16 protein-coding genes are annotated in these 21,722 nt (G+C 62.1%); 6 read left to right on the top strand and 10 right to left on the bottom strand.

Annotation, left to right across the window (positions count from 1 at the left end):
• Nucleotides 1–230 precede the first annotated feature (230 nt).
• Nucleotides 231–944 (bottom strand): hypothetical protein, encoded by a 714-nt coding sequence (locus tag PLANPX_RS22475; protein ID WP_152100895.1) that lies wholly within the window; start codon nucleotides 942–944, stop codon nucleotides 231–233.
• A gap of 792 nt (nucleotides 945–1,736) precedes the next feature.
• On the opposite strand from PLANPX_RS22475, the gene PLANPX_RS22470 reads away from it, so the two are divergent.
• Nucleotides 1,737–2,258: a tyrosine-type recombinase/integrase gene (locus tag PLANPX_RS22470; protein WP_152100894.1), complete on the top strand. Its 522-nt coding sequence runs from the start codon at nucleotides 1,737–1,739 to the stop codon at nucleotides 2,256–2,258.
• Nucleotides 2,259–2,432: 174 nt separating this feature from the next.
• On the opposite strand, the gene PLANPX_RS22465 is transcribed toward PLANPX_RS22470, so the two are convergent.
• Both PLANPX_RS22465 and PLANPX_RS22460 read right to left on the bottom strand, forming a co-directional pair.
• Complete coding sequence (locus PLANPX_RS22465; protein WP_172992257.1) at nucleotides 2,433–4,160, bottom strand: S8 family serine peptidase; 1,728 nt, start codon at nucleotides 4,158–4,160, stop codon at nucleotides 2,433–2,435.
• A gap of 4 nt (nucleotides 4,161–4,164) precedes the next feature.
• Nucleotides 4,165–4,773, bottom strand: coding sequence for a hypothetical protein (locus PLANPX_RS22460; RefSeq protein WP_152100892.1), 609 nt, complete (start codon nucleotides 4,771–4,773; stop codon nucleotides 4,165–4,167).
• Nucleotides 4,774–5,019: 246 nt separating this feature from the next.
• Here PLANPX_RS22460 and PLANPX_RS22455 point away from each other — a divergent pair, with 246 nt between their 5' ends.
• A complete protein-coding gene (locus tag PLANPX_RS22455) occupies nucleotides 5,020–5,292 on the top strand; it encodes a hypothetical protein (protein WP_152100891.1) in 273 nt (90 codons plus the stop codon).
• The gene (locus tag PLANPX_RS22450) at nucleotides 5,289–5,771 is read left to right on the top strand and encodes a helix-turn-helix domain-containing protein (RefSeq protein WP_152100890.1); all 483 of its coding nucleotides are present in this window, start codon (nucleotides 5,289–5,291) and stop codon (nucleotides 5,769–5,771) included. Before PLANPX_RS22455 ends, PLANPX_RS22450 begins: the two co-directional genes overlap by 4 nt.
• Here PLANPX_RS22450 and PLANPX_RS22445 read toward each other — a convergent pair.
• A complete protein-coding gene (locus PLANPX_RS22445; protein WP_152100889.1) occupies nucleotides 5,768–6,934 on the bottom strand; it encodes a tyrosine-type recombinase/integrase in 1,167 nt (388 codons plus the stop codon). The genes PLANPX_RS22450 and PLANPX_RS22445 overlap by 4 nt on opposite strands.
• Before the next feature lie 254 nt (nucleotides 6,935–7,188).
• Between PLANPX_RS22445 and PLANPX_RS22440 the strand changes: the two genes are divergently transcribed.
• Entirely contained in the window at nucleotides 7,189–7,788 is a 600-nt protein-coding gene (locus tag PLANPX_RS22440) for a Uma2 family endonuclease (protein WP_172992256.1), read from the top strand.
• 31 nt (nucleotides 7,789–7,819) lie between these two features.
• Here PLANPX_RS22440 and nadB read toward each other — a convergent pair whose 3' ends face one another.
• Nucleotides 7,820–9,427: an L-aspartate oxidase gene (nadB, locus tag PLANPX_RS22435; RefSeq protein WP_152100887.1), complete on the bottom strand. Its 1,608-nt coding sequence runs from the start codon at nucleotides 9,425–9,427 to the stop codon at nucleotides 7,820–7,822.
• A 275-nt stretch (nucleotides 9,428–9,702) separates the two neighbouring features.
• Between nadB and PLANPX_RS22430 the strand changes: the two genes are divergently transcribed.
• On the top strand, nucleotides 9,703–10,449 hold the full coding sequence (locus tag PLANPX_RS22430; RefSeq protein WP_152100886.1) for a TraR/DksA family transcriptional regulator: 747 nt from the start codon (nucleotides 9,703–9,705) through the stop codon (nucleotides 10,447–10,449).
• An 86-nt stretch (nucleotides 10,450–10,535) separates the two neighbouring features.
• Here PLANPX_RS22430 and PLANPX_RS22425 read toward each other — a convergent pair whose 3' ends face one another.
• Nucleotides 10,536–14,342, bottom strand: coding sequence for a hypothetical protein (locus PLANPX_RS22425; RefSeq protein WP_152100885.1), 3,807 nt, complete (start codon nucleotides 14,340–14,342; stop codon nucleotides 10,536–10,538).
• A gap of 420 nt (nucleotides 14,343–14,762) precedes the next feature.
• On the opposite strand from PLANPX_RS22425, the gene lpxK reads away from it, so the two are divergent.
• Complete coding sequence (gene lpxK / locus PLANPX_RS22420) at nucleotides 14,763–15,890, top strand: tetraacyldisaccharide 4'-kinase (protein WP_152100884.1); 1,128 nt, start codon at nucleotides 14,763–14,765, stop codon at nucleotides 15,888–15,890.
• A gap of 447 nt (nucleotides 15,891–16,337) precedes the next feature.
• Here lpxK and PLANPX_RS22415 read toward each other — a convergent pair whose 3' ends face one another.
• The 4 genes from PLANPX_RS22415 to glgP form a co-directional block, all read right to left on the bottom strand.
• The gene (locus tag PLANPX_RS22415) at nucleotides 16,338–16,757 is read right to left on the bottom strand and encodes a hypothetical protein (RefSeq protein WP_152100883.1); all 420 of its coding nucleotides are present in this window, start codon (nucleotides 16,755–16,757) and stop codon (nucleotides 16,338–16,340) included.
• 445 nt (nucleotides 16,758–17,202) lie between these two features.
• Nucleotides 17,203–17,865: an adenylyl-sulfate kinase gene (cysC, locus tag PLANPX_RS22410; protein WP_152100882.1), complete on the bottom strand. Its 663-nt coding sequence runs from the start codon at nucleotides 17,863–17,865 to the stop codon at nucleotides 17,203–17,205.
• A gap of 129 nt (nucleotides 17,866–17,994) precedes the next feature.
• Entirely contained in the window at nucleotides 17,995–19,086 is a 1,092-nt protein-coding gene (locus tag PLANPX_RS22405) for an acyl-CoA dehydrogenase family protein (RefSeq protein ID WP_152100881.1), read from the bottom strand.
• Between the two features lie 193 nt (nucleotides 19,087–19,279).
• Nucleotides 19,280–21,484 carry an alpha-glucan family phosphorylase gene (glgP, locus tag PLANPX_RS22400; RefSeq protein ID WP_152100880.1) on the bottom strand — a complete coding sequence of 735 codons (2,205 nt, stop codon included), beginning with the start codon at nucleotides 21,482–21,484 and terminating at the stop codon, nucleotides 19,280–19,282.
• Between the last annotated feature and the right edge of the window lie 238 nt (nucleotides 21,485–21,722).

The raw sequence follows: 21,722 nt of genomic DNA, 5'->3' as shown, positions 1-21,722 counted from the left end.
ATGCAGAGGGTCCTACGGGTAAAAACGTCGTTTTTCAGCGCAGGGTTGTCTGGATGTGTCTTATGTGCGCATGTGTTGTTTTCGCCGCGTTAATCGGCGATGTACGTCCTTATTGGCCGTTGAGCGACCAACATCGGGTGGGATCAAGTCGGCCAATTCAAGCGGCGTCGCGATGAGTGGAGACAGACCTTCTCCTACCTATGTCCTTCTGACACTTCCCCGAAAAGTGGTCAGAAATCCAGCAACTTTTCCAAGATTTTTTTGCGTACTGGGTTGTCGCATGCCGCCGCGACCCGCTGGCCGAGTCTTTTCAGTCGCTCGCGGAGAAAAGCGGGCTCGACGCCCAGATATCGAGCGACCGCGGCGACGTTCGGCCTCCCCCATTCGCCGACGCCGAATGCCGGTTCGGCGGCTATGAGGAGGATAGCCTCCCATTCCAGCCAGTCGGCGACTTGATCGTCGACCGCCACCCAGAACCAGTCGAGAAAATCATGCTCCGCGTCCGTCCGGCCTCGCGACAGTCTCCGCGGCGAGTAGTTGGCGGAGAGTCTCTCCGTCGTCGGATCGCTCGACCGAGTCTCCGCCGTGCCCCGCCGTCGCCGCTGATAACGAGCGCCGGCGGTGACTCCGATGCCGCTAGGTCGCTGGTCGTCTGCGGCTCGCGTCATCGCCTTAATGGCGATCTGGCCGATATCAGCCCTGAAATGAGCGGGCTTCGCGTAGGGCTTCCCCAGGAGTCTATAGACGGCTCGATAAACATCGACCATTGAGGCCTGGACCAGTTCCTCCACACTCAGAGGCGACGCCGCCTTGACGCGGAAACGGCTGGCAGTTGCTGGTAGCCAATTGGACTCGATTGATCGCAGCAACGCCCTCTTGTTAGCCTTGCACGGACAGGCGGCGACGGATCGTAGCAGTGTGAGTGGGTCGGTAGAGGTCAGCAACGTGGTTCTCCAGGGTGAGGCGATACTGGTAATTCGCACGGGACGCCGCAGTGGCCAGAAATTTCGGCGAGAAAAGCACATATAGGACCCGGTCAGAAAAGTCTCTATTTTGGCTATATGTAATACGCTCGGGATGCCGTTCTAGCGGCATCTAAATCTAAAAAAAGACCCAAATAGTACATTTGACGCGGCGAGAGTGTGAAGAAATTCACAATGTGCGCACTCTGCCTCGCGCGGTTGACGATTTTGTTCAGGGCGTGCCATTTTGGCAGTCTGGTCCGATTTTGCGGCCATTTCGACCGCTGTAACCGGGGAATCCGCACAATCGGCATATTTGGCGGCGACTCAAACCCGTCGCCGCCGCCGCCGCCCGGATCGATCGGAACCCCAAGCACGCCCGCGGGTGTGGACCCGCGCCCGCGTACGCCCTGCCGGCGAGGACCTCCAAGCCCTCACCGCGTCGAATGGCCCGCAGCAGCCGGGCGAGGGCAATTGCCGCGGTCCGGTCGAGCATGCTCGACGGGGCCAACTCGTGGCAGACCTTCAGGTCTGCCATCGCGATCGCGGCCGCGGAGCCGGCGGCAGGTTGCGGCGGATCGTAGCCGGATGACCACGCGATCCAGGTGGCGGACTCCGAGCGGAATTCCCAGACTCTGTGCGAGGGCGCAGAACCGTTAATATTGGCCAATCAAATCTCCTTTTTTGTTACGCTTTCCGGCGTCGACTCGGAACCGGCGCGTATATGCTTGAATAACCGGACATTTTGTTACTACTTTGATCGGACCCGTAACAATGAAGACAATCACCCCGAACGAAGTGAAGGCCCTGATTCGAGCCACTAAGCCCACGGCGGTGCGAGATCGGGCGTTGCTCGACCTGCTCTTCCACAGCGGGCTGCGGTGTGCTGAAGCCCTCGACCTGCGAGCAAGCGACGTGGAAAGCGACCGGCTGACGGTTCGCTGCGGTAAGGGGCGGAAGTCCCGTACGATCGCGCTAGCGACCAGCTACGGGCATTGGGAGCTATGGCTGGCCAAGCGTGGCGCTAGCGGCGATGACTTCATCTTCGCTACCAGAACGGGCGAGCGCTTGGCCACTAGCCACGTCAGACGGCTCTTGAAGACGCTCGGTGAGCGTGCCGGCGTGGAGACGCATGCTCATGCCTTCAGGCACGGCCATGCCTGTCAGGTGTTCGATGAAACCAAGGATGTATCCCTGGTCAGCCGCCAGCTAGGGCATGCTCGCATCGCGACGACAAGTATCTACTTGCAAGGTCTAGGTGTGGACCTGGACCGTGTATCCTCGCTTAAGTTCTGAGGAAAGCGGCGAGCGACGGGCCGAGCCGGGGAATAATGGACGGCTGGGTCAAATTTTGGGACTGAAGCGGGGACCTTTTTGGCACGCCACTTGCAGCCCTATCCAGACGAAAATCGCGGTTTTTTAATCAATTGTGGATAAGTAAGTCATATTTATCCGGCCTAGCCTGACACGCTAGCTAGCCATGCTGTTAGAGGACCGTCGCCGGCAAAGAGCAGCGAGGCCTAGCACGCTGAGTATTAGCGTGGACGGCTCCGGTACGCTGGCAACGGACGTGGTCCCGTAGTTCCGCTGCCAGTCAAGGAAGTCGGCCCCGTCGTAGGTTGTGCCGAAGCCAGACTTCCACTCGCCTAAATCATCCTGGTCAACGTCGCCATCCTTATCAAAGTCGCCTGGAACATCGACGGGGCCGTCTCCAAACCACCAAGCCAGTCCGTACTTTCGATCGTTCCCGTCGACTTGATGGACGAGGATTTCGTAGTCGCCGCTAGGAATGTCTTGAACGAAGATGTGTTCGACGTTTGAAACGGGGCTGGAGGACTCACCCACTGCCTGCGCCAACGATGTCCACCCAACTGGCAGGAGGTAGAGTTCAAGATTATCGGTCATTGCCCCAAAGAAAATGTCGCCCGTGCCATAAATCGACTCGCTAGGGCCGGCCTTGTCGACAAATGCGTCCCAGGCCAGCGTTATGGACACGTCGCCTGATAGTGTTTCGCTGAAGGTGTATGTGTGAAAAGTACCCAACCCGGCCGTCTCATTGTACGCCCATCCCAGTGGCGCGATCGACGCACTCTGCTGCCCCGCGCTGAACTGTTGCACCGCCCGCTTAGCATTCAAGTGACCTGCGCCGAAATACGGGTCTAGAGGGGTTTGAGGGTCGTCTTTTGCTATCGAATCCTCCCACGAAAAACCTGCAAAGTCGACAACGGTACGAGTCGATCCGTTGACGCCAGCGAGCTTGTCTGCCGAGTTCAATAGCACAGCTTTCATCACTTCGTGTCGATGCGCGGCGGTGCTATCCCAAGTAGTCCCTGGGCGTGCGAGTTCCAAATTCGCGTATTGATGCAACAGCGCAGTAGTGCCAACGACATGCGGGGCTGCATAGCTACTGCCATCGCGACTGCTTGACATGTTGTTGAGTCCGAAGACCTGAATCCCGACGCCGGGAGCGATTAGCTCGACTTCATTTACTTCAAGGTTGTAGTCAACATCCCCATTCACCTGCTGCCTGTAGTCTCCAGTGCCATCAACTCTCTGAGAGGCGGCGACTGTAATTCCGTTCAAGCTTGTACCCGGAACATCAGCGTCGGGAGCTTCCTCATCATTTAGCGCCATGACATTGAGAACATCGTACCTTGAAGCAATCCAATCGAAGCCGTTCGACAGCTGGGTCGCGCTGGGTTGTTCAACGTCATTTCCCCAGCTTGCGTTAATCACTCGCATCGGATGCTCAGTTCCTAATCCAACTCTGGCGATGAATTGTTGCGATAGTAACTGGTCATCGTAGTCATCAGTGATAAATCCGTCCGCGTATAGTTCCGCGCCTTGTGAAACTCCGCCGTTGGTGCCAATCATCACACTGGCGACATAGGTCGAATGACTGTAAATGTCAAAGTTGGGCGGGATAGGAAGAGGACCAATATCGCCTGGGGTGGGCGCTGCCCTTTGAAGAGTGACTTGGGTGGGGTTGACGGTACTATTGGGAAGACCTGATGCACTATCAACGTCTGGGTCGGCAGGGCGAAGAAATTCTGTTAGTCCAATCTTCACGCCGGCCCCATTGAGCGGTTCGTTACCAGGACCTCGCAGCCCCGCGGAATTGATGCCGATGGGGCCGATAGAGAGTTCGCTGCCGAACGCGGCAGTTGGTAACAGCAGGACCAGCAGAATGTATTTCATCGATTTACTCCACTGTAAATGAGAACGGCTTCGATATGTGCTGAGCTGAGCGGCGGGGCTTCTGCTCCGTAGAAATCGCAACGTCATACTTACCGGGGCGGAGTTCACCTAGCGGGATCAGTGCGAAGTAGTCGCTGTCGACAAAATGACCGCCTCGCGATGCAAGGCCGTATTGAATCTCGATTTTATTGCCAGTCCGTACCACTTTCTGGATGCTTAGCTTGTCTGCCGTTCGCGGAGAACTGAACACCAACGTCACATTACCCGCCGGGAGCGTGTCAGGTATCGCATCCAGAGGCGTATTGGCAGCATTCCGCAATGCCTCAGTCGCGTGACCAGGGACGGCAAAGCCGGGCTTTCCGTCGAGTGCTTTCATCGCACCTACAAATTTGTAAGTGAGAGATTTGTCTCCGAGTCCGGCGGCGACAACCAGAGGAGTCATTGCATTCCGGATGGGGACTTTCTTCACTTCCTCGACAACGACGGGGTCGATGTCCGTCACGAGCTGCGTATCGGGTAATCCCCAGGACCAAATGCTCTTGAGCGGAATCTCTTCAGCCCCGCACGGCACTGCCACAAGTCCGATAAAAACAGCCAATAGTATTCGTACCATTCGAGCCTCCGGTCGGGATTGTAAACGCATGCGTTGAAGAAATGCAACACACTGGACCAAATTCCTGCCGATGCCAGCAGTCGTTAATTGTGACGCTTGCATGAGTCGTAGGCCACCGTTAACCGATTGATACGGGAATTTCTCGGTCGAATTTGCCAGCACCCGGCCGCAGCGCGTGTAGCCTTGAGCTATAGGCAACGCTTCAAAGCGTTGCCTTTTTTCGTTTCTACTCTTCTCTGAGGTCTTATGGTCGAAGTCCCGATTGCACCCGTTGTCGCGAAGGTCCGCCGGCTCTTTCGAGACGAGGCGAGACGCAAAAACTTGTCGTTCAAGGCCGTTGTGGCGAAGCACTACCGCACGATCCTTCGCCACCCCCATGTGCGGCATATTGAAGCCAAAACGAAGGCTGGGAATCCGCCGAAGTCGCTGACGGTCGACCGGCTCACCTACAAACATACAAAGACGCTCGCGGCGGTCGCTACCGTGATGCTCGCCGTCGAGTTGGGGCTCGTACCATGACCCTCACCAAGTACCTGACTGAACTCGACGCCATCTATGAAGCTGACCCGCTCGGCCAGTGGCAGGGCCACCGCGCGGCCGCCATCGTCGGCGAGGTCTCAAGTCTGATGGCCAGGGCAGGGCACGGCGAATTGGTCCGCGCCCCGGTGCCAGACGTGGACGTGAATGCCGCCAAGTGCTACGTCGCCCATTGCATCGCGGCGATTTCTGAAAAATCCGAACCTGATGCGCTGATCGACTTGGCAACGGCCGCGGAGTTGCTTGGTTACAAGCCGGCGGGCCTACGCAAAGTCGTGAAGGCCGGGCAGATTCGCTTCGTTCAGAATGGGAACGGGCCGATTAAGTTCCGACGCGAATGGCTCGACGAATACTTGCAGGCGAACAATCCGACCGGTGTGAAGCGGTCGCCGTCTCAACGTCGCGTGCCGCCGCCAACGTCGACCGTTCCGGGATTCGATCCGAGCCGGTTCAAGCGCTAGGCGTTGTCCCAGAGAGGTTCGCTGTAGTGGTCGCACCATTGCAGGTAGTGGTCGCGGCAAATCTGGGGCGTGTTCCCCATCAGCTTGGCGAGCGTCTCGATATTGGTCGCCTTGCCGCTCCAGTAGCCTTGGAGGACCCGCTTCGCGTAGGTGTGCCGGCAACTGTACATGACGGCATCCTTGTCGAAGGTAATCGCCTTCCGCACCACTTCGCCTTTGACGATCTTGTCTGTGCTGAGCTTCTTTTTCCAGTATCGAAATTGATCGGCGAGATTGTCCCTGCGCCATGGGTCGCCTGACTCGCAACGGAAAATTGGCCCTGTCGGGTGTTTTCGCATTTGCTCGCGAACAATCTTCAACGTCTCGGGATCGGTGATGCGAATCACTCGCAGTGACTTGGTTTTGCTTTCCTCTGGCTTAAACGTCCAAGTCATGCGGTCGCCCTGATCATCGACGTGCGCGGCCGTTAGTTTGGCAAATTCGCAACCTGGACGCGCCCCCGTGCGGATACAGACCTGTAGGGCCATTCTCAGGGAGGGATTGGCAGCGTCGCAGAGTGCTTTTTCCTGCTCCGGCGTGATGTAGGTGACCCGGGCGTTTTGCTTGGGGATTTTGTAGCCCTTGACCGGGTTCGCCTCGATCATCCCGGATTCGACCGCGAAGTTGAACGCGCGTAGTACCGCCTGGATGTAAGATCGTTTGGCCCCTTTCCAATTCGGGTGCGCTTGCAGCCACTTGTTCAAGTGGAACTTCTTTAGCGATGTCACCGCCAGCTTGCCGTAGCCGTCGTGGATGTAGTCGCTCGTCTTGGCTTTCGGCCTGTCGTCACCAAGGAACCGTGACGGGAGGCCAAAGCAGAAATCGAACAGCGTGCGCGAGCGATTGTTGTAGGTGCCTTCAGCTCCCTCGGATTTCACCTGCTCAAGGTATGCCTTGCAGACCTCCAAGACGGTGACCCGGTCCGGCTTGATCATGTCCTCCGGCTTGCGATCCAGGGCACGTTTGTGGGCTGCTTTAAGTTCAGCGGTGGAGGCCTTCCGGTCCCTCATGCGGTCGCCGTTCTCATACTCCAACGGTACGAACTTGCCATCCACCACGGCATGCCATCCGCGGCCGGTGCGGTAGAAGTACCCGTTGTTATGCGTGCCCTTGCGTCGGCCCATGATTCACCCGTCAAAACTGGTGTTTCTGGAAGCATAGGCCAGCTTTTATTGCCCAGTTTATTGCCAAGCTGGCTTTTTACCGTGAAATGGTGCCTAAAATGAGGCATATTTCACTGTGTGCCAGCATAGACCAGGGGCTACGCCCGACTGAGGGGCAAGGTTCGGCTGCGGGGTAGAATTTGTCGGTTGCTGGGGGAGCAGGGCGGGGAAAGCTCAGTTTGTGACGGTTGTCGATTCACTCTAAAATGCGAGCTATGAGCAGCGCTTATTCCACGCACGTTGGCCCGCCAGGAGTGGGCGTCATCAAACTGCCGGTCGCTCCGCTGAGGACAGAGCAGTATCTTCAGATGATCAGTGCTGGGATTTTCGACTCGTCGCAAAAGGTGGAACTTATTGGAGGGGTAATCACTCCGATGGCGCCTGCCGGACCCGATCACAATAGTTCCGTTGTCGAGCTGAACGAGATTTTCACGAAAGTTATCGACAGGTTTAAGCTGCAATCGCAAGGGACGCTTGTCCTGACCGAAGGTCACGTCTTCGATCCGGACTTTGCTTTGCTCCAGCGGAAGCCGGAGGGGTACAGCCGCGCGTTACCGACGGCGATGGATGTGAAGCTCATCGTCGAATGCGCGGCAAGCTCGTTGAAGCGAGACCGCCATGTGAAGCGAGAGATTTACGCTCAGGCGGGCATTCAGGAATACTGGATTGTGGATCTGACTGAGAAGAAGTTACAGGTCTTCAGACAACCAGCGGCGGCCGGCTACGAATTTGAGCAGACGTTCGGCTTGGGAGATTACGTAGCGCCGCTTGCATGCCCAGACCTCGAAGTGCAAGTGGCGGCGATATTCGCCTAGCGACCACGTGAGGTTGCTTGAGCCAACGCGATCACACAACTCGTCGATCGCCTAGTCGCACCTTCCAGTGAACGTCGTCCTGTTCCGGAAAATCGCTTCGCAAATGCACACCGCGTGATTCTTCACGCCGTAGCGCCGCCCCGATGAGCACGCGGGCGACGGTGAGCATGTTTTGCAGCTCCCAGCCCGCTGGATCGGAGAACTGCTGCGCGAGGGCAAACCGCTGCCACTGTTCGATCGACTTCGCGGCGCTGCGCAGCCCTTCGCCGTCACGGCGGACGCCGGCGGCGCGCCAGACGAGGCTCTTCAGCGCGTTGCGAACGTCTTGCAGATCGAGGTGCTCGGTGGCGTGCGCAATCGGCGGGTTCTCCAGCGAAATCGCCTCGAACGAGTCGGGCATTTCAAGCGCCGCTGCGGAGGCCGCATCGCCCGCGCGGGCCCCGAACACGAGGCCTTCGAGTAAGCTGTTCGACGCGAGCCGATTGGCGCCATGCAGGCCGCTGCTGGTGACTTCGCCGGCGGCGAAGAGGCCGTCGAGCGTTGTCCGGCCGTCGTGGTCGACCTTCACGCCGCCGATCATGTAGTGGGCGCCGGGGCGGACGGGGATGCGATCAACCGCGATGTCGAGGCCGAACTCGCGGCAACGCTGCGCGATCCCCGGGAAGCGGGCCCGCATCGTTTCGGCGTCGAGGTGGCTGAGATCGAGATAGACGCACGAATGCTTCGTCTTCTCCATTTGGTCGGCGATCGCCTGGCTGACGACGTCGCGCGGGGCGAGTTCGGCGCGGGGGTCGTAGTCGGGCATGAACCGGTGGCCGAGCACGTTCACGAGAATGGCGCCCTCGCCGCGGACCGCTTCGCTGATGAGGCTGCGGCTGCTGCCGGCGATGTAGAGCACCGTCGGGTGGAACTGCATGAACTCCATGTCGGCGAGTTCGGCGCCCGCGCGGTACGCGGCGGCGTGGCCGTCGCCGGTCGCGACGGGCGGATTGGTCGTTTCGCGGAAGATCTGCCCCGCGCCGCCGGTGGCGAGGATCGTCTGCTTCGCCCAGACGAACGTCTTGCCATGCCGCTCGTTCCAAACGAGCGCGCCGCGGCAGCGGTCGTCACTGGTGAGGAGATCGATGGTAAAGGTGTTCTGCCAAAACTGGGCGCGGAGCACGTCGCGAGCCCGCGCGATCATCGCCCGCATGATCTCTTGCCCGGTGGCGTCGCCGAGGGCGTGGACGATGCGGTTGTGGCTGTGGCCCCCCTCGCGGCCGAGCAGCAGTTCGCCTTCGAGCTTGTCGAACGAGGTGCCCCACTCAATGAGCTGGCGGATATGTTCGGGCGCCTCGCGAACGACCATCTCGACCACTTCGCGATCGCACAAGCCGGCGCCGGCGACGAGCGTGTCCTCGACGTGGTTTTCGAATTTGTCATCTGCCCCCAGCACGCCAGCGATGCCGCCTTGCGCGTAGGCGCTGTTCGATTCCTGCAGCTTGTCTTTGGTCACCACGAGCGTGGAAAGCCGCGGATCGATCCCCATCGTCGCCCGCAGCCCCGCAATGCCGCCGCCGATGACGAGCACGTCGACGAAGTGGTGCGAGACGCGCTTGGGGTGAAAGGCGACGAGATACCGAGGAACCACGGGCTGCATACTAACCAACGGCGGAGGAGTGGTGATAATAAATGAAGCAGGCGGGCGCGCAACTAGCCAGCGGCTTGGCTGGCAACGCATCGCCCGCGGCCAACGCTCGCGAGCCAAGCGAAGGGGGATGACGCACTATTCCAGCGTAACAGATGGGATGCGACGCCACAAAAGCGCGACCGTTGCTGGCGTGCAGCAGCGGCGTCACGGCATAGGGTTTGCAACCGAACTTTCCGGAATCGACGGCCGTCGCGGCCGCCAGTCGTTGCCACGAGGTTCATGCCATGAAGTCCATTGAGAAAGATCGTTACCGTCGGGCGCTCGAAGCTTTGCTTGAGCGGATGCGGCCCGACGCCGATTCGATTAACAACCAAACGCGCACCTCCGTCGGGGGCGATGCAAACCAAGAGCTATCGAACGCGCCGTTCCATCTCGGCGATCGCGGAACCGATGAGTTCCTCTTTGATATGAACACGACGCTCCTTGAGAATGAGGAGTATCTGGTGAATGAAGTTCGCGCGGCGCTCGTGCGAATCAACGGCGACGCCGATGGCTACGGCCAGTGCGAGCATTGCAGCCGATCGATCGCGAAGGAACGGCTCGAAGCGATTCCCTATGTGCGGTACTGCGTGAAGTGCGCCGACGAGGCCGGCAGCGGCGCCGCGGCGAACTACAACGTGGGGCGGCCGCGCTCGCCGAGCGATACGCTCGCGCCTGAGGGTGAGATGAATGAGTTTCGTGGCCGCGATCTCGATGCGCCGTTCAGCGACTTAGAAACCGATCGTGATCGTCGTCGTTCGCGGAGCGATCAGCATGCGGCTGGCACGCCTGGCGGCGGCGGAGCGCATGGCGGGCTGGCGGGGAGCAACGACGGCAACGGCGATCCGAACATCTCGGAGCTTGAAGACGAGATGGCGAGCGGCTCGAGCGATCTGTTTGATGCGCGGGACGATGATCCCGATGAGCCGAAGTCGGGGCGTTCAGGCGGGGCCGTTGGGGGGACGCCGGCGAATAAGCGGGCGCGGTCTTGAGTTTTCGCGCGGTTTGAAATTAGCCCCCGGCACTTTATGCCGGGGGTTTTTCATGCGCGACGCGACGGTAGGCAGCGCGCTGCGAATCAATCCTTGCGTTGAGACGAAATTCCCTTCGTGTACTCGCGGACGCGGTCGGCGTATTCCGACGGCGGTTTGACGCGCGTCGCGTCGTTCGCACGCAAGTCGTCAGCCTTTGCTTGGCCGCGGAATTTTAGCGGGCCGTTGCTGCGCGGCAGTAGATTGCGGAGCGTGTCGTCCAGTTCTTGCTTCGCCTCGGTGGCTGCTTCGCCTTCGCCGGCGGCGCTGGCCTTGAGGCTCTTCCAGCGGTCGACGAAGCGTTGCAACTCATCCTCGGTCCAACCGAGTTTCTTCAGCAGCGTTTGATCGACTTGCTTCTTGGCGAGTTGTTCGTCGAGTCGTTCGAGCACCAAGTCAGTCTGCTTCTTGGCGTAGGCAAGGTTCGGATCGTCGGCGCCGAGTTGGCCGCTCTCGGTCGAGGGCGAGCTCATGGCGTTCGAGCCGGTGCCGCCGCCGATCGGTTGCGAGCCGCCAGTTCCCTTTGAGTTGTTCGGCTGTTGTTTGTCGGCGGGATCGCCCGGCTTTTCGCCTTCGGATTTCGATTCGTTGGAAGACTGCTGCCCGCCGCCGCCCGATTGTCCGCCAGGCTGCTGGCTACCTTCGGGTTGGTCGCCGCTCGGCTGTTCGTTCGGTTGCGGCTGCTGCTCGCCAGTCTCGCCGGAATTTTGCTGTCCGCTGGCTGATGGCGATTGCCCGCCTTGCTCGCCAGGTTGCTGAGCTCCCTCGCTCGGTTGGTTCTCGCCGGTCTCGCCTTGCTCACTGCCGTTGCCGGGTTGATCGCCGCTTGATTGGCCCGTCTTGCCGTCGGCCTGTTGTTGGTTGCCGCCGTTCGTGCCGGTCTCGCCTTCGCCTTGCTCTTCGGCTTTGCCGGCGCCTTGGTCGGCGGCTTCGTGTTGACCCGCGCCTCCCTTGCCGGCGGCGTCGGCTTTTTGACCGGCGCCTTGTTGGCCGCCGCCCGATTGCTCGCCGCTCTGGCCGCCCTTTGAATTGCTTTCCTTTTTGTCTCCTGAACCCGACGGCGGTTCGTTATCGTCCTGGCCGGGGCGGTTGTCTTCGTCTTGCTTGTCGCGGCCCTGACGCATCGATTGGTCGTTGCCGGGGGCGCCTTCTTTTTCGCCGGCGCTGTGGCCCGACCCCGAGTTGCCGTTGTTGCGATTCATCTCGCTGTCGGACCCGGGCTCTTGGCCCGCTTTTTGATCTTCCGGATTGCCGTCGCCCGGCTTTGCTTCTTGCGGCGTGTTGGCGCCTTCGCGCTTGCTAGGGTTGTCGCCCGCACCGTTCGTCTTTTGCTCCGTGCCAGTCGCCTTCTCGTTGGGGCCTTGAGGCTGCGCGCCGTCGGCTTGCGGTTTTTGGTTGGAACCCTTTTGGCTCCCCTGCGCAGCACCGGTCGACGATTGCTCGGGCGACTCGCCGTTTTGCTCGCCTTGGTTCGTTTGATTGGCGGCGTCTTGCGCTTCGTCGGCCGTGGCGCCCTCTTGCTGTTTGCCAGCGGCGCCGGCTTGAGGCTTTTGCTGCTGGCCCCCTTGGCCGTTGGTTCGTTGGGCGCTCTCGGCGCCTTGTTGCGGCGTGTCGTTCTGCTCGCCTTGCTCGCCGGCGCTTTCGCCTGCTTGGGCCTGTTCGGTTTGCTGGCCTTGGCCTTGCTGCGATGGGTTCGGCTTCCCTTCGCCGGCGCCTTCTTGCTCGCCCATGTGCTCGGCCATGCGTTGGAAGGCGGTGCCGTCGTCCTCGCCGCCGGAAGCGACCTTCGACTGTTCGCCGCCCGCTTCGCCTTGCTCGCCGTTTTCGCCTGGCTTCGATTCGCCGTTCGACGATTGTTGCTCTTTGCCGCCTGACTGGCCGCTATTGCTTCCTTGCGAGTTGCCTTGCGACGATTGGTTCTCCGACGATTGCTCGCCCTCGCCGCCGGAACCGCCGCCGCCGTTCTCGCCCGCTTTGTCGGACGACTCTTGCGATTCGCCTGATTCGTTCTCGCCGGCCCCGCCGCCGGCGCCCCCTTGGCCTTCTTGCTTTTCGCCTTGCGACTCGCCTGATTCGCCTTGCCCGCCGCTGGAACCACCTTCGCCAGCCTGAGCTTCGCCGTCGCCGCCGCTTTCGCCCCCTTGGCCGCCGCCCCCGCCTTGGCCCCCTTGCTCGCCGTTCTCGCCCCCTTGCTTGTTGTCGGGCTGTTGCTGGCCGCCATTCTTGGGCGGCTGCTGACCTGCCTGCGGCTTGTCGGGGCCGATGATCTTCAAGCGGTGGTGATCGGTGAACGCCGTGTTCGCTTCGGGCCGCGAATCTTCCGCAACGGCCCAGTACTCCAGGAGGTCGCCCGGCTTGAGGCCAAGCTCGCCCGGCGTGTAGGTCTTGATGGCGCCGAAGCGGCCGGTGTGAATCTTGTCCAGCATCTCGAACAGCGGCTGCTCGGGCTTGTCGTTCGCCTTGCCAATGATGGCGACTCGCTTCAGGCCGTAATCAGGGTCGCGAGCCTCGACGCCGATGGTCAGCAGATCGCTCACGCGTGCGACTTGCTCCTTCTCTTCAGGATCGGTGATCGAAATTTCCGGCCCCAAGTCGCGAGTGACTTCGATCGAGTGGACCGTCGGGTCGGCATTCGTGCGGCCGTCGGCGGTCGTGAAACGGAGGGCGTACTTGGGGTGGAGCGGCGTTGGGCTGTTGCCGCGGAAGCCGAGCTTGAACTTGGCCGTCGCGCGGTCGCCGTTGAACGTCATCGTCAGATCGTTCGTGCCGTCGGCCTCAAAATCCACTGAGGCCGTTTTGATCGGCTGGCTCGCGAGAGCGTCGATCGTCACCTCGGTTCCGTCGAGGCCTTTGACGTCGCCGTTTTGCACCGCTTCCTTCGGCGGCAAGCCCGTGTAGCGCGGGTAGTCGTAGTGGATCTTCTGGACGACGATCGTCGGCCGTTCGAAAACCGAGAGCGTGAACTTCTCGGTGCGGGCGTCGCCGGCTTCGAGCCAGTAGGTGAGGTCTTGCATCACGCCCGAGTCGGTGCCGCGCGGCAAGAATCCCGTGAAGCGGCGGGCTTCGGGCGAGGGACGCTCCATGCGGATCGATTCGTCGACAGTTTGCTCGTCGGCGGTCGAGTAGCGGAGCCGCACCGGTTCGTTGCCGCTCAGGCCGTCGATCTGCGCGGAGATTTCAACGCGCTCGCCGCGGGCCACCGAGATGCTGCCCGGCTTCACGTCGAGAATCTGCACGCGGCTCGGAGGCGTCACGTCGGACCATGGCGCGAGGACGCGCACGGTCGAGAGGCCGAGGCTTTTCGGCGAGAGGAGGGCGTAGAGCGCGCAGACGGTGATGACCGCGAGCAATGCGTAGCCGAGCCGCAGTAGGGCCGAGCGGTCGATCGAAGCCTCAAGCGAGGCTTTCGAGAGCTTGGCGGCCGTTTGCTGTTCGAGGGCGTGGTAGACGCGGGCCGAGAGGTCGTTGCGGTGGCTGCGGAACAGCAGCAAGTTCAGCAGGCTGTTCTTGAGCGACGGGGCGTTTTGCTCGATCGTCTGCGCGGCGTAGACGGGGTTGATTGGCTTGAGCAGCGGAATGAACTGCCGCCAGCCGTACCAGGCGAGGCCGGCGAGCATCAGGGCGAACAGCGTCGCGCGGCCGGCGACGTTGAGGCCGCCGGGGATGATCCAGTGGTCGAGCAGGGCGCCGACGAGGACGAATGCGAGCAGGCCGATGGTGAGCGTGAGAAGGCCAGCGCCGAGGTCGAGGAGCTTGAGCGCCCGACGGGTGCGGCGGATCTGCTCGTCGATATACCCTTCGCTGTTGGCGAGGGCGGGGTTCGGCGGCAGCGGCGGCGGAGCGATCGTCGACATAAACCTGGGCAATCCCACGGCGGGCATTGGTGGCCAAGCGGGGCGTTGAGTTTCATTATAGGAGCGGCCCCCCGAAGTTGAGACGCACCTGGGGGAGAAAAGGTCCATCCGGCCTAGTGGTTGGGGCTGAAATTCCGGAGAATCGCGAGATTGCCGTCAATTTGAACCGCCAAGGACGCCATGGACGCCAAGGAAATGCGGGGAAGTTAGTTGAACCACGACGGCACGACGGACACGACGAAGGAATAAGCTGGAGAAGGACGGAGTTGGAGATGTACGCCTTCGTCATTTCAATTCTTACGTCGTGCTCGCCGTGCCGTTGTGGTTAGCCCGTCTTCCCCTTGGCGTCCTTAGCGTCCTTGGCGGTTAGTCTTTTAGTAGTCACGGTTCGCTGAAAGCTCGGAACAAGTAGCTGCATTGATGATTTCGCCTTCGACATTTCGTGATTTGATTAGCGGGCGGCGTCGCGGGGTGGCGGCGGCGGCGGTGCGGTTGGCGTTTGGGGCAGCGAGCGTCCCCTATGGCTGGGCGATTCGGGCCCGCAACCGCGGGTACGATCGCGGTTCGAAGGAAACCCATCGGCCGAGCGTGCCGGTGATCAGCGTAGGGAATCTCACCGTCGGCGGGACGGGGAAGACGCCGATGGTCGAGTGGCTGGCGCGGCACCTGCGGGAGCAAGAGGTGCGGGTGGCGATCCTCAGCCGCGGCTATGGGGCGGAGCAGGGGGGGCTGAACGACGAAGCCCTCGAGCTGGAACTGTCGCTTCCCGATGTGCCGCATTTGCAGAACCCCGATCGCGCGGCGTCGGCGGAGATCGCGATCGACGAGCTCGCGGCCCAGTTGCTGCTGCTCGACGATGGGTTTCAACATCGGCGATTGGAGCGAGATCTCGACCTCGTGCTGCTCGATGCGACCGAACCGTTTGGGTTCGATCGGCTGTTGCCGCGGGGAACGCTGCGGGAGCCGGTGACGGGGCTGCGGCGGGCGCAGGGGGTGGTGTTGAGCCGGGCCGACATGATTCCGCCGGCGGCGCGGGAGCAGGTGCGGGCGCGGGTGGCGCAGCTTGCCCCGACGGCGGCGTGGGCCGAAGTGGAGCATCGGCCGGCGGCGCTGCTCGATTCGAATGGCGGGACTTCGCCGCTGGAAACGGTGCGGGATCAGCCGGTAGTGGCCTGCTGCGGGATCGGCAATCCGGCGGGTTTCCGGCACACGCTCGAAGGGCTCGGTTGTCGCGTCGAGCGGTGGCGGGAGTTTCCCGATCACCACGACTTCACCCGCGAGGACGTCGAGGAACTAGCGCAGCTGGCCCGCGAGGCGAACGCGCGGTTCATCGTCTGCACGCGGAAGGATTTGGTGAAGCTGCGGGTGCCGAGCATCGGCGGCGTGCCGCTGCGGGCGGTGGGGGTGGAGCTGAACTTCCTGCGAGGCGAGGCGGAGCTGGCGGCGGTGATCTTGCCGCTCGTGGAGCGGGCGCGGGCGGAGAACAACGCGATGTTCGACGAGGATGCCGGTGACGGCGCGGACGGCGGGCTGGGCGGCGACGGCTAGATGTCGCATTGGCTCCAGCGGCCCGAATCGCATTTTAGGCGACATTAAGGACTTGTTCTAAGTCGCTTGATGTCAGCGAGTTGCGGCTTCGTGTCGCTTTTTAATGTCGCATTTGAGGCGACATTAAAAAGCGACATCAGCGGCGATGGCCGCGTTCTAAGAGCGAGGCTCGCTTGATTGTTGGCGCAGCGTGAAATGGCGCCGGCGGCTTGTGGGGCCGGACGCTGAGCTGGCGGCAGGTTGCCAAAGAGCGAATGGTGGTCGGGTGTTCAGTGTAGGCGAGCGCGCGGCCAAAAGCAAGCTTATTTGTGGATTAATGCGAGGGGGCGAGTCGGGGAGGCGCGGAGTCGCTCGGCGGGGCTGGACTGGTCGCTGAAGCGACCAGTCCGAAGTGTTGGCGGGGAAGCCTGAAGAGGCGGCTTGGGCGGTTTGCTCGGGCCGCGGAGACTAGCGGACTGAGTGAACTTCGATTTCGTTCACCAGCCGGCCCAAGAGAATCGTATCCATCGCGGCCATCGCCAGGTGTTGGGCGATTTGCTTCACATGGTACGAGCGCGAAATGCCGCGAAGGACGAACTGGCCCTCCTCGACGCTGACCGAGAGGTCCCGAATGCGGCCGGTGAGCTGGGATTCGACGACGTCGGCGATTTCGGCGGCGACGGCGTCGAGTTGCGATTCGGCCGGCGGGCGAACGGTAAGGCGGGGCTTCGTGCGGCGTTTCATCGAGGGGCCCGTCGCTTCGGCGTCGCCGATCGTGGTGCTCAGGGTGGCCGCGACGCGGGATTCGTCGTCGCGGAGCGCCGCTTTGCGCGTTAGCAGTTCATCGCTGGCGATGCGATTCGCACTACGATCGCTGATTTTGATCATCGACAGAACCTCCTTGCGATCGCGCAGACGCGTTCAACGTCTGGGGCCGACTCACTCTGTTCGTTCCAACGCTTGATGGCAGAGAACTAGTCCTGCATGCCGCGCGGATGACGCATCCTTGCGCCGCAGATTGCAGAAACCAGCTAAATCCAGCAGAAGGGCGACCGGCAGGTGGGAACTAAGGCGGGATCATCTTGGAAGCAGCCGTCGCCCGCCGGATCAATCTATCCGGGGCGGGTGCGCGAGGTCAACAGAAGTTCGGACGTTTTGAGAATGCTTGCATTGATGAAATGCGGCATTTCATCCAAGCCAACGGCTTGGCCGATGGACGAGTTAGCAGTGGGGCGTTTACCCAGCTGCGTCCACCGGCGGAGCCGGTGGCTGTTATGGCTCGTCGCGTGAGTTTGTGAGCGGAATCAGCGTCGGAGAAGCCTCCCACAGAACCTTACGCAATGTTCAGCTTGCCGGCTTCGGTGAGGTAGCGGAGGACTTCTTCCGCGAGGGCCTCGGGGCTGAACTCGGCCGACTTGAGCACGAGTTGCGGCTCGACCGGCGGTTCGTACGGAGCGTCGATGCCCGTGAAGTCTTTGATCTGCCCGGCGCGGGCCTTTTTATAGAGCCCCTTCGGATCGCGGGCTTCGCAGACTTCGAGCGGGGCGTCGACGAAGATCTCGATGAAGTCGCCCGGCGCCAGAATTGCCCGAACGGCGTCGCGATCGGCGCGGTACGGGCTGACGAACGCGGTGAGCGTTACCAGGCCGGCGTCGCACATGAGCTGGGACACGGCGCCGACGCGACGGATGTTTTCTTCGCGATCTTGCTGGCCGAAGCCGAGGCCGAAGCGCTTGCCGAATTCGTCGCCGTAGCGCTCCGCTAGCATCGCGGGCGTCGCGTTGAGGCCGTGGCGGACGTTGTCGCCGTCGAGCAAGTAGGTGCGGACGCCGCGCTCGTAGAGCTTGTGGTCGACGACGTTGGCGACGGTGCTTTTGCCGCAACCGCTGAGGCCAGTGAACCAGACGACGCAGCCGCGATGGCCGTTTTGCTGTTCGCGGTCAGCGCGGGAGACGGCTTGTTGGTGCCAGACGACGATGGGATCGGTGGGGTTCATCTAGGAATTCTAACCACGAAGGCTGGAAGGCACTAAGGGGCGCCGTGAATGACGAATGACGAAATCCGAATGACGAATGAAATACGCTTGCGTCCGTCATTCGTCATTCGGATTTCGTCATTCAGGTTTTCAGTCGAGGATGCCGGCGAGTTCGCAGAGGTGGGCGGAGACGACCGGCTGGGGGCAGCTCCAGACGAGGAAGAAGAGGGCTTCGCGGCACCAGCGGCCGGCGGGGTGGCCGACGACGAAGCCGGCGCCCTTGGCGGCGACGAGCGCGGCTTGGGTGGCCCGCATGACGATGCTGTTAGCGCCGCCGCGGAGTTCGTCGTTCGTGCAGGTCGGTTCCTGGCGGACGGCGGCGAAGAGAGCCGCTTCGAGTTCCTCGTACTCACGGAGCAGCCCGTCGCGCGGGGGCAACAGCTCGGGCCGCTTGCTCGCTTCGGCGGAGATGAAATCGATCGCTGCTTTGGCGAGGCCGAGCGCGAGTGTCGACGTGCCGAGGCCGCCCGTGCCGGCGCCGCTGCCGGAGGACATCACGTTTTCGACGGGGCCGGCGATGAGCCATTCCTCGCTGACGAAGACGTTGTCCAGTTTGAACTGGCCGGTGTGGCTGGCCGAGAGGCTCACCAGTTGAGCCGGCGACGGCGTGCTGACGCCGGGGAGCGTCCGCGGCACGGCGGCGAGGAGTTGCTCGCTCGTCGTTTCGTTGCCGTCCATCAGCGTGGCGCCGAGGACGACGTAGTCGGCGTGGTTGGCGCCGGTGACCCACGGGCTAAAACCGTCGAGGCGGAAGCCGCCGGCGACGCGGCGGGCTTGCAGCACCGGCTTGGCAATGTGGCGACTGCTGGTCGTGAGATGCGAGATGCCGACCGTGGCGAAGAGCTCGCCGCTGGTGAGGCCGGGCAACAGCCGCTGCTTGAGCTCGTCGTTCGTCGACGATTCGATCCGTCGGCAGGCGCCGTCGCGTTGCGTTTGGATGAACGTCGTCGTCAGGCAGGCGCCGCTGAGGGCGAGGTAGCCGCGGAGGATCGACTCTTGGTCCCACGCTTGGCCGCCCCACTCGGGGCCGGCGAACCACTCGTAGACGCCGTAGTCGGCGAACAGTTGCAGCTGCTCGGCGGGCCAATCGCCGGAGGCGTCGAGACGTTCGGCGCGGGCGGCGAGTTCACGGCAGAGCTCGGCGAGGGCTGCGTCGTCGGGGGAGCGGATGATGGCGGGCATGGCGCTGCGCGGTTGTCAAATACGACAACTAGCCGGAAGGCGGTGGCCTTCCGGCTAGTGTTGTCTGAATCTCTCTGGCTCCCTCCCCCTTGAGGGGAGGGCTGGGGAGGGGGGAGAAGCCTGGTACACGCTTCAATCACCCCTCCCTATCCCTACCCATCAAGGGGAGGGGACCAGAAGGATTATATCGCGGTTAGCGGACGCTCATGTCGCTGCTCACGCCGCCGGCGGCGACGAGGTACGCCTTTTGGACGTAGTCGGTCACCATGCGGTGGGCGCTGAAGCGGGCGGCGAGCGTCGCGATCGAGTTGGTCATCCGGGCGATCCACTCGTGCGGCAGGCCGTCGGCGTCGCGGAGGTAGAACAACGGGATCACCTCTTCGGCCAGCACGCGGACCAAGTCTTCGCCGTCGCGGGCGTCGTTCTTCTCGACGTCGGTGTGGGCGACGTTGCTGCCGATCGAGAAGCCGTTCATGCCGTTGTAGGCTTCCGCCCACCAACCGTCGAGAATCGACATGTTGAGGCCACCGTTGAGCACAGCCTTCTGACCGCTCGTGCCCGAGGCTTCCAGCGGACGCCGCGGGTTGTTGAGCCAGACGTCGACGCCTTGCACCATGTGACGGGCGACGTTGATGTCGTAGTCTTCGATGAAAACGACGCGACCAGCGAACCGTGGATCGTGCCGCAGGTTGGCGATCTTCTGGATCAGCTTCTTGCCCGGCTCGTCGGCGGGATGGGCCTTGCCGGCGAAGACGAACTGCACGGGGCGGTTCGGATCGTCGAGCAGGTCGGACATCATCTCGAGGTTCCGCAGGAACAAGTCGGCCCGCTTGTAGGTGGCGAAGCGGCGAGCGAAGCCGATCGTCAACGCGTTCGGGTCGAGCACGGTGCGAGCGGCTTCGATGATCGCCGGATCTTCGTTGCGGCGGCGCGATTGACGGCTGACGCGACGGCGGACGAATTCGAGCAAGCGGCTCTTCAGCGCGTTGTGCGTTTCCCAGAGCTCGCCCGGATCGACGGCGTAGATCTTCTGCCAGATGTCTGGCTCGCCCATGCGGGTGTGCCACTCGGTGCCGAGGTACTTGTCGTAGAGCTGCACCATCGGGTAGGCGAGCCACGTCGGGATGTGGACGCCGTTGGTGATGTGGCCGATCGGGATTTCTTCTTCGACGCGCCACGGCCAAAGGTGAGCCCACATGCGACGCGAAACATGGCCGTGGAGCGAGCTCACGGCGTTCGCGCGGCGGGAGAGCTTCAGACCGATGACGGTCATGCAGAACGATTCGCCCTCGTTCTGCGGTTCGACGCGGCCGAGGCCCATCAGCTGCTCGTACGAGATGCCGAGCTTCTGGCGGAGCGGGCCCAAGTGCTCTTCGATCATGCCGCCGTCGAAGCGGTCGTGACCGGCCGGCACCGGCGTGTGGGTGGTGAAGACGGTGTGGGCGGCGACTTCGCGAAGGGCTTCGTCGAACGACATGCCGTCGTCTTGCATCCGCTCGCGAATGACTTCCAGCGGCGCGAAACCGCTGTGGCCTTCGTTGAGGTGGTAAACGCCCGGCTTGATGCCGAGGGCGCGGAGGGCTTTAACGCCGCCGACGCCGAGCACTAGTTCCTGACGGATGCGGGTGCGGACGTCGCCGCCATAGAGCCGCGAGGTGAGGCGGCGATCTTCCTGGCTGTTGCCTTCGACGTCGCAGTCGAGCAGGTACAGCGGCACGCGGCCGACGTGCATCAGCCAGACCTTGGCGAGCAGCTTGCCGTGCGTCGTTTCGATTTCGACGGTGATCGCCTTGCCGTTGGGATCGCGGGCGGGCTCCATTGGCAGATTCTCGACCTTGGTGTCGAGATATTCTTCGTTCTGCCAACCTTCGTCGTTGAGGTGTTGCTTGAAGTAGCCTTGATCGTAGAACAGGCCGATGGCGATGAGCGGTACGCCGAGGCCGCTCGCGCTTTTGATGTGGTCGCCCGAGAGGACGCCGAGGCCGCCGCTGTAGATCGGCACCGATTCGTGGATGCCGAACTCGGCGGAGAAGTAGGCGACGGGCATCGCGCCGAGGACGCCGGCTTCGCGGGCGCCCCAGGTGGTGCGGGTGTTCGCCATGTACTCCTTCAACCGGCGATGGGCCTGGTTGATGCGGGTGTAGAGCACCATCTCCGAGGCGCGCTCGGCGACTTGGTCGGGCGTCATCTCGGCGAGGAGCGCGATCGGGTTGTGGTCGATCTGCCGCCAGCGGACCGGATCGAGGTCGCGGAACAAGTTCACGACTTCGGGGTGCCAGCTCCACCAGAGATTGCGAGCCAGTGCCATGCACTTGTCGTACAAGTGCTGGGGAGTGATCTCCGACCAGTTGGCCCGAGTGATGTTGGCCGCGGAGCTAGGAATCTCGGTTTGGCTCATGGGGGGCGTTTTCCTTCGTGGAGTAGCCGCCAGTTCGGGTGGGAAATCGCAACGTGCTTGCAGGCCGCCGCTGCCCGCAATCGCGGATTATACCGCAGAGTTCGGGCGATGCGACTGAATTTCGCGACGGCTGCGAGAACGCCTCCCTATCAAAGTAGGGAAGGTTTATCGGCGAGTAACAGCGCGGTCTTCCATAAAAAACGGGGCGCAGGGCGCGGCTGGCTCTTTAGAAAATGCC

It is taken from the genome of Lacipirellula parvula, assembly GCF_009177095.1.
Taxonomy (GTDB): domain Bacteria; phylum Planctomycetota; class Planctomycetia; order Pirellulales; family Lacipirellulaceae; genus Lacipirellula; species Lacipirellula parvula.
Note: the sequence above shows the minus strand (reverse complement) of the source record. Positions and strands in the feature narration are given on the sequence as shown.

Excerpts from the sequence above, each read along its gene's own strand:
- PLANPX_RS22470 (WP_152100894.1), top strand. The coding sequence starts at position 1,737 with ATGAAGACAATCACCCCGAACGAAGTGAAGGCCCTGATTCGAGCCACT.
- PLANPX_RS22465 (WP_172992257.1), bottom strand. The coding sequence starts at position 4,160 with ATGAAATACATTCTGCTGGTCCTGCTGTTACCAACTGCCGCGTTCGGC.
- PLANPX_RS22460 (WP_152100892.1), bottom strand. The coding sequence starts at position 4,773 with ATGGTACGAATACTATTGGCTGTTTTTATCGGACTTGTGGCAGTGCCG.
- PLANPX_RS22455 (WP_152100891.1), top strand. The coding sequence starts at position 5,020 with ATGGTCGAAGTCCCGATTGCACCCGTTGTCGCGAAGGTCCGCCGGCTC.
- PLANPX_RS22450 (WP_152100890.1), top strand. The coding sequence starts at position 5,289 with ATGACCCTCACCAAGTACCTGACTGAACTCGACGCCATCTATGAAGCT.
- PLANPX_RS22445 (WP_152100889.1), bottom strand. The coding sequence starts at position 6,934 with ATGGGCCGACGCAAGGGCACGCATAACAACGGGTACTTCTACCGCACC.
- PLANPX_RS22440 (WP_172992256.1), top strand. The coding sequence starts at position 7,189 with ATGAGCAGCGCTTATTCCACGCACGTTGGCCCGCCAGGAGTGGGCGTC.
- nadB (WP_152100887.1), bottom strand. The coding sequence starts at position 9,427 with ATGCAGCCCGTGGTTCCTCGGTATCTCGTCGCCTTTCACCCCAAGCGC.
- PLANPX_RS22430 (WP_152100886.1), top strand. The coding sequence starts at position 9,703 with ATGAAGTCCATTGAGAAAGATCGTTACCGTCGGGCGCTCGAAGCTTTG.
- PLANPX_RS22425 (WP_152100885.1), bottom strand. The coding sequence starts at position 14,342 with ATGTCGACGATCGCTCCGCCGCCGCTGCCGCCGAACCCCGCCCTCGCC.
- lpxK (WP_152100884.1), top strand. The coding sequence starts at position 14,763 with ATGATTTCGCCTTCGACATTTCGTGATTTGATTAGCGGGCGGCGTCGC.
- PLANPX_RS22415 (WP_152100883.1), bottom strand. The coding sequence starts at position 16,757 with ATGATCAAAATCAGCGATCGTAGTGCGAATCGCATCGCCAGCGATGAA.
- cysC (WP_152100882.1), bottom strand. The coding sequence starts at position 17,865 with ATGAACCCCACCGATCCCATCGTCGTCTGGCACCAACAAGCCGTCTCC.
- PLANPX_RS22405 (WP_152100881.1), bottom strand. The coding sequence starts at position 19,086 with ATGCCCGCCATCATCCGCTCCCCCGACGACGCAGCCCTCGCCGAGCTC.
- glgP (WP_152100880.1), bottom strand. The coding sequence starts at position 21,484 with ATGAGCCAAACCGAGATTCCTAGCTCCGCGGCCAACATCACTCGGGCC.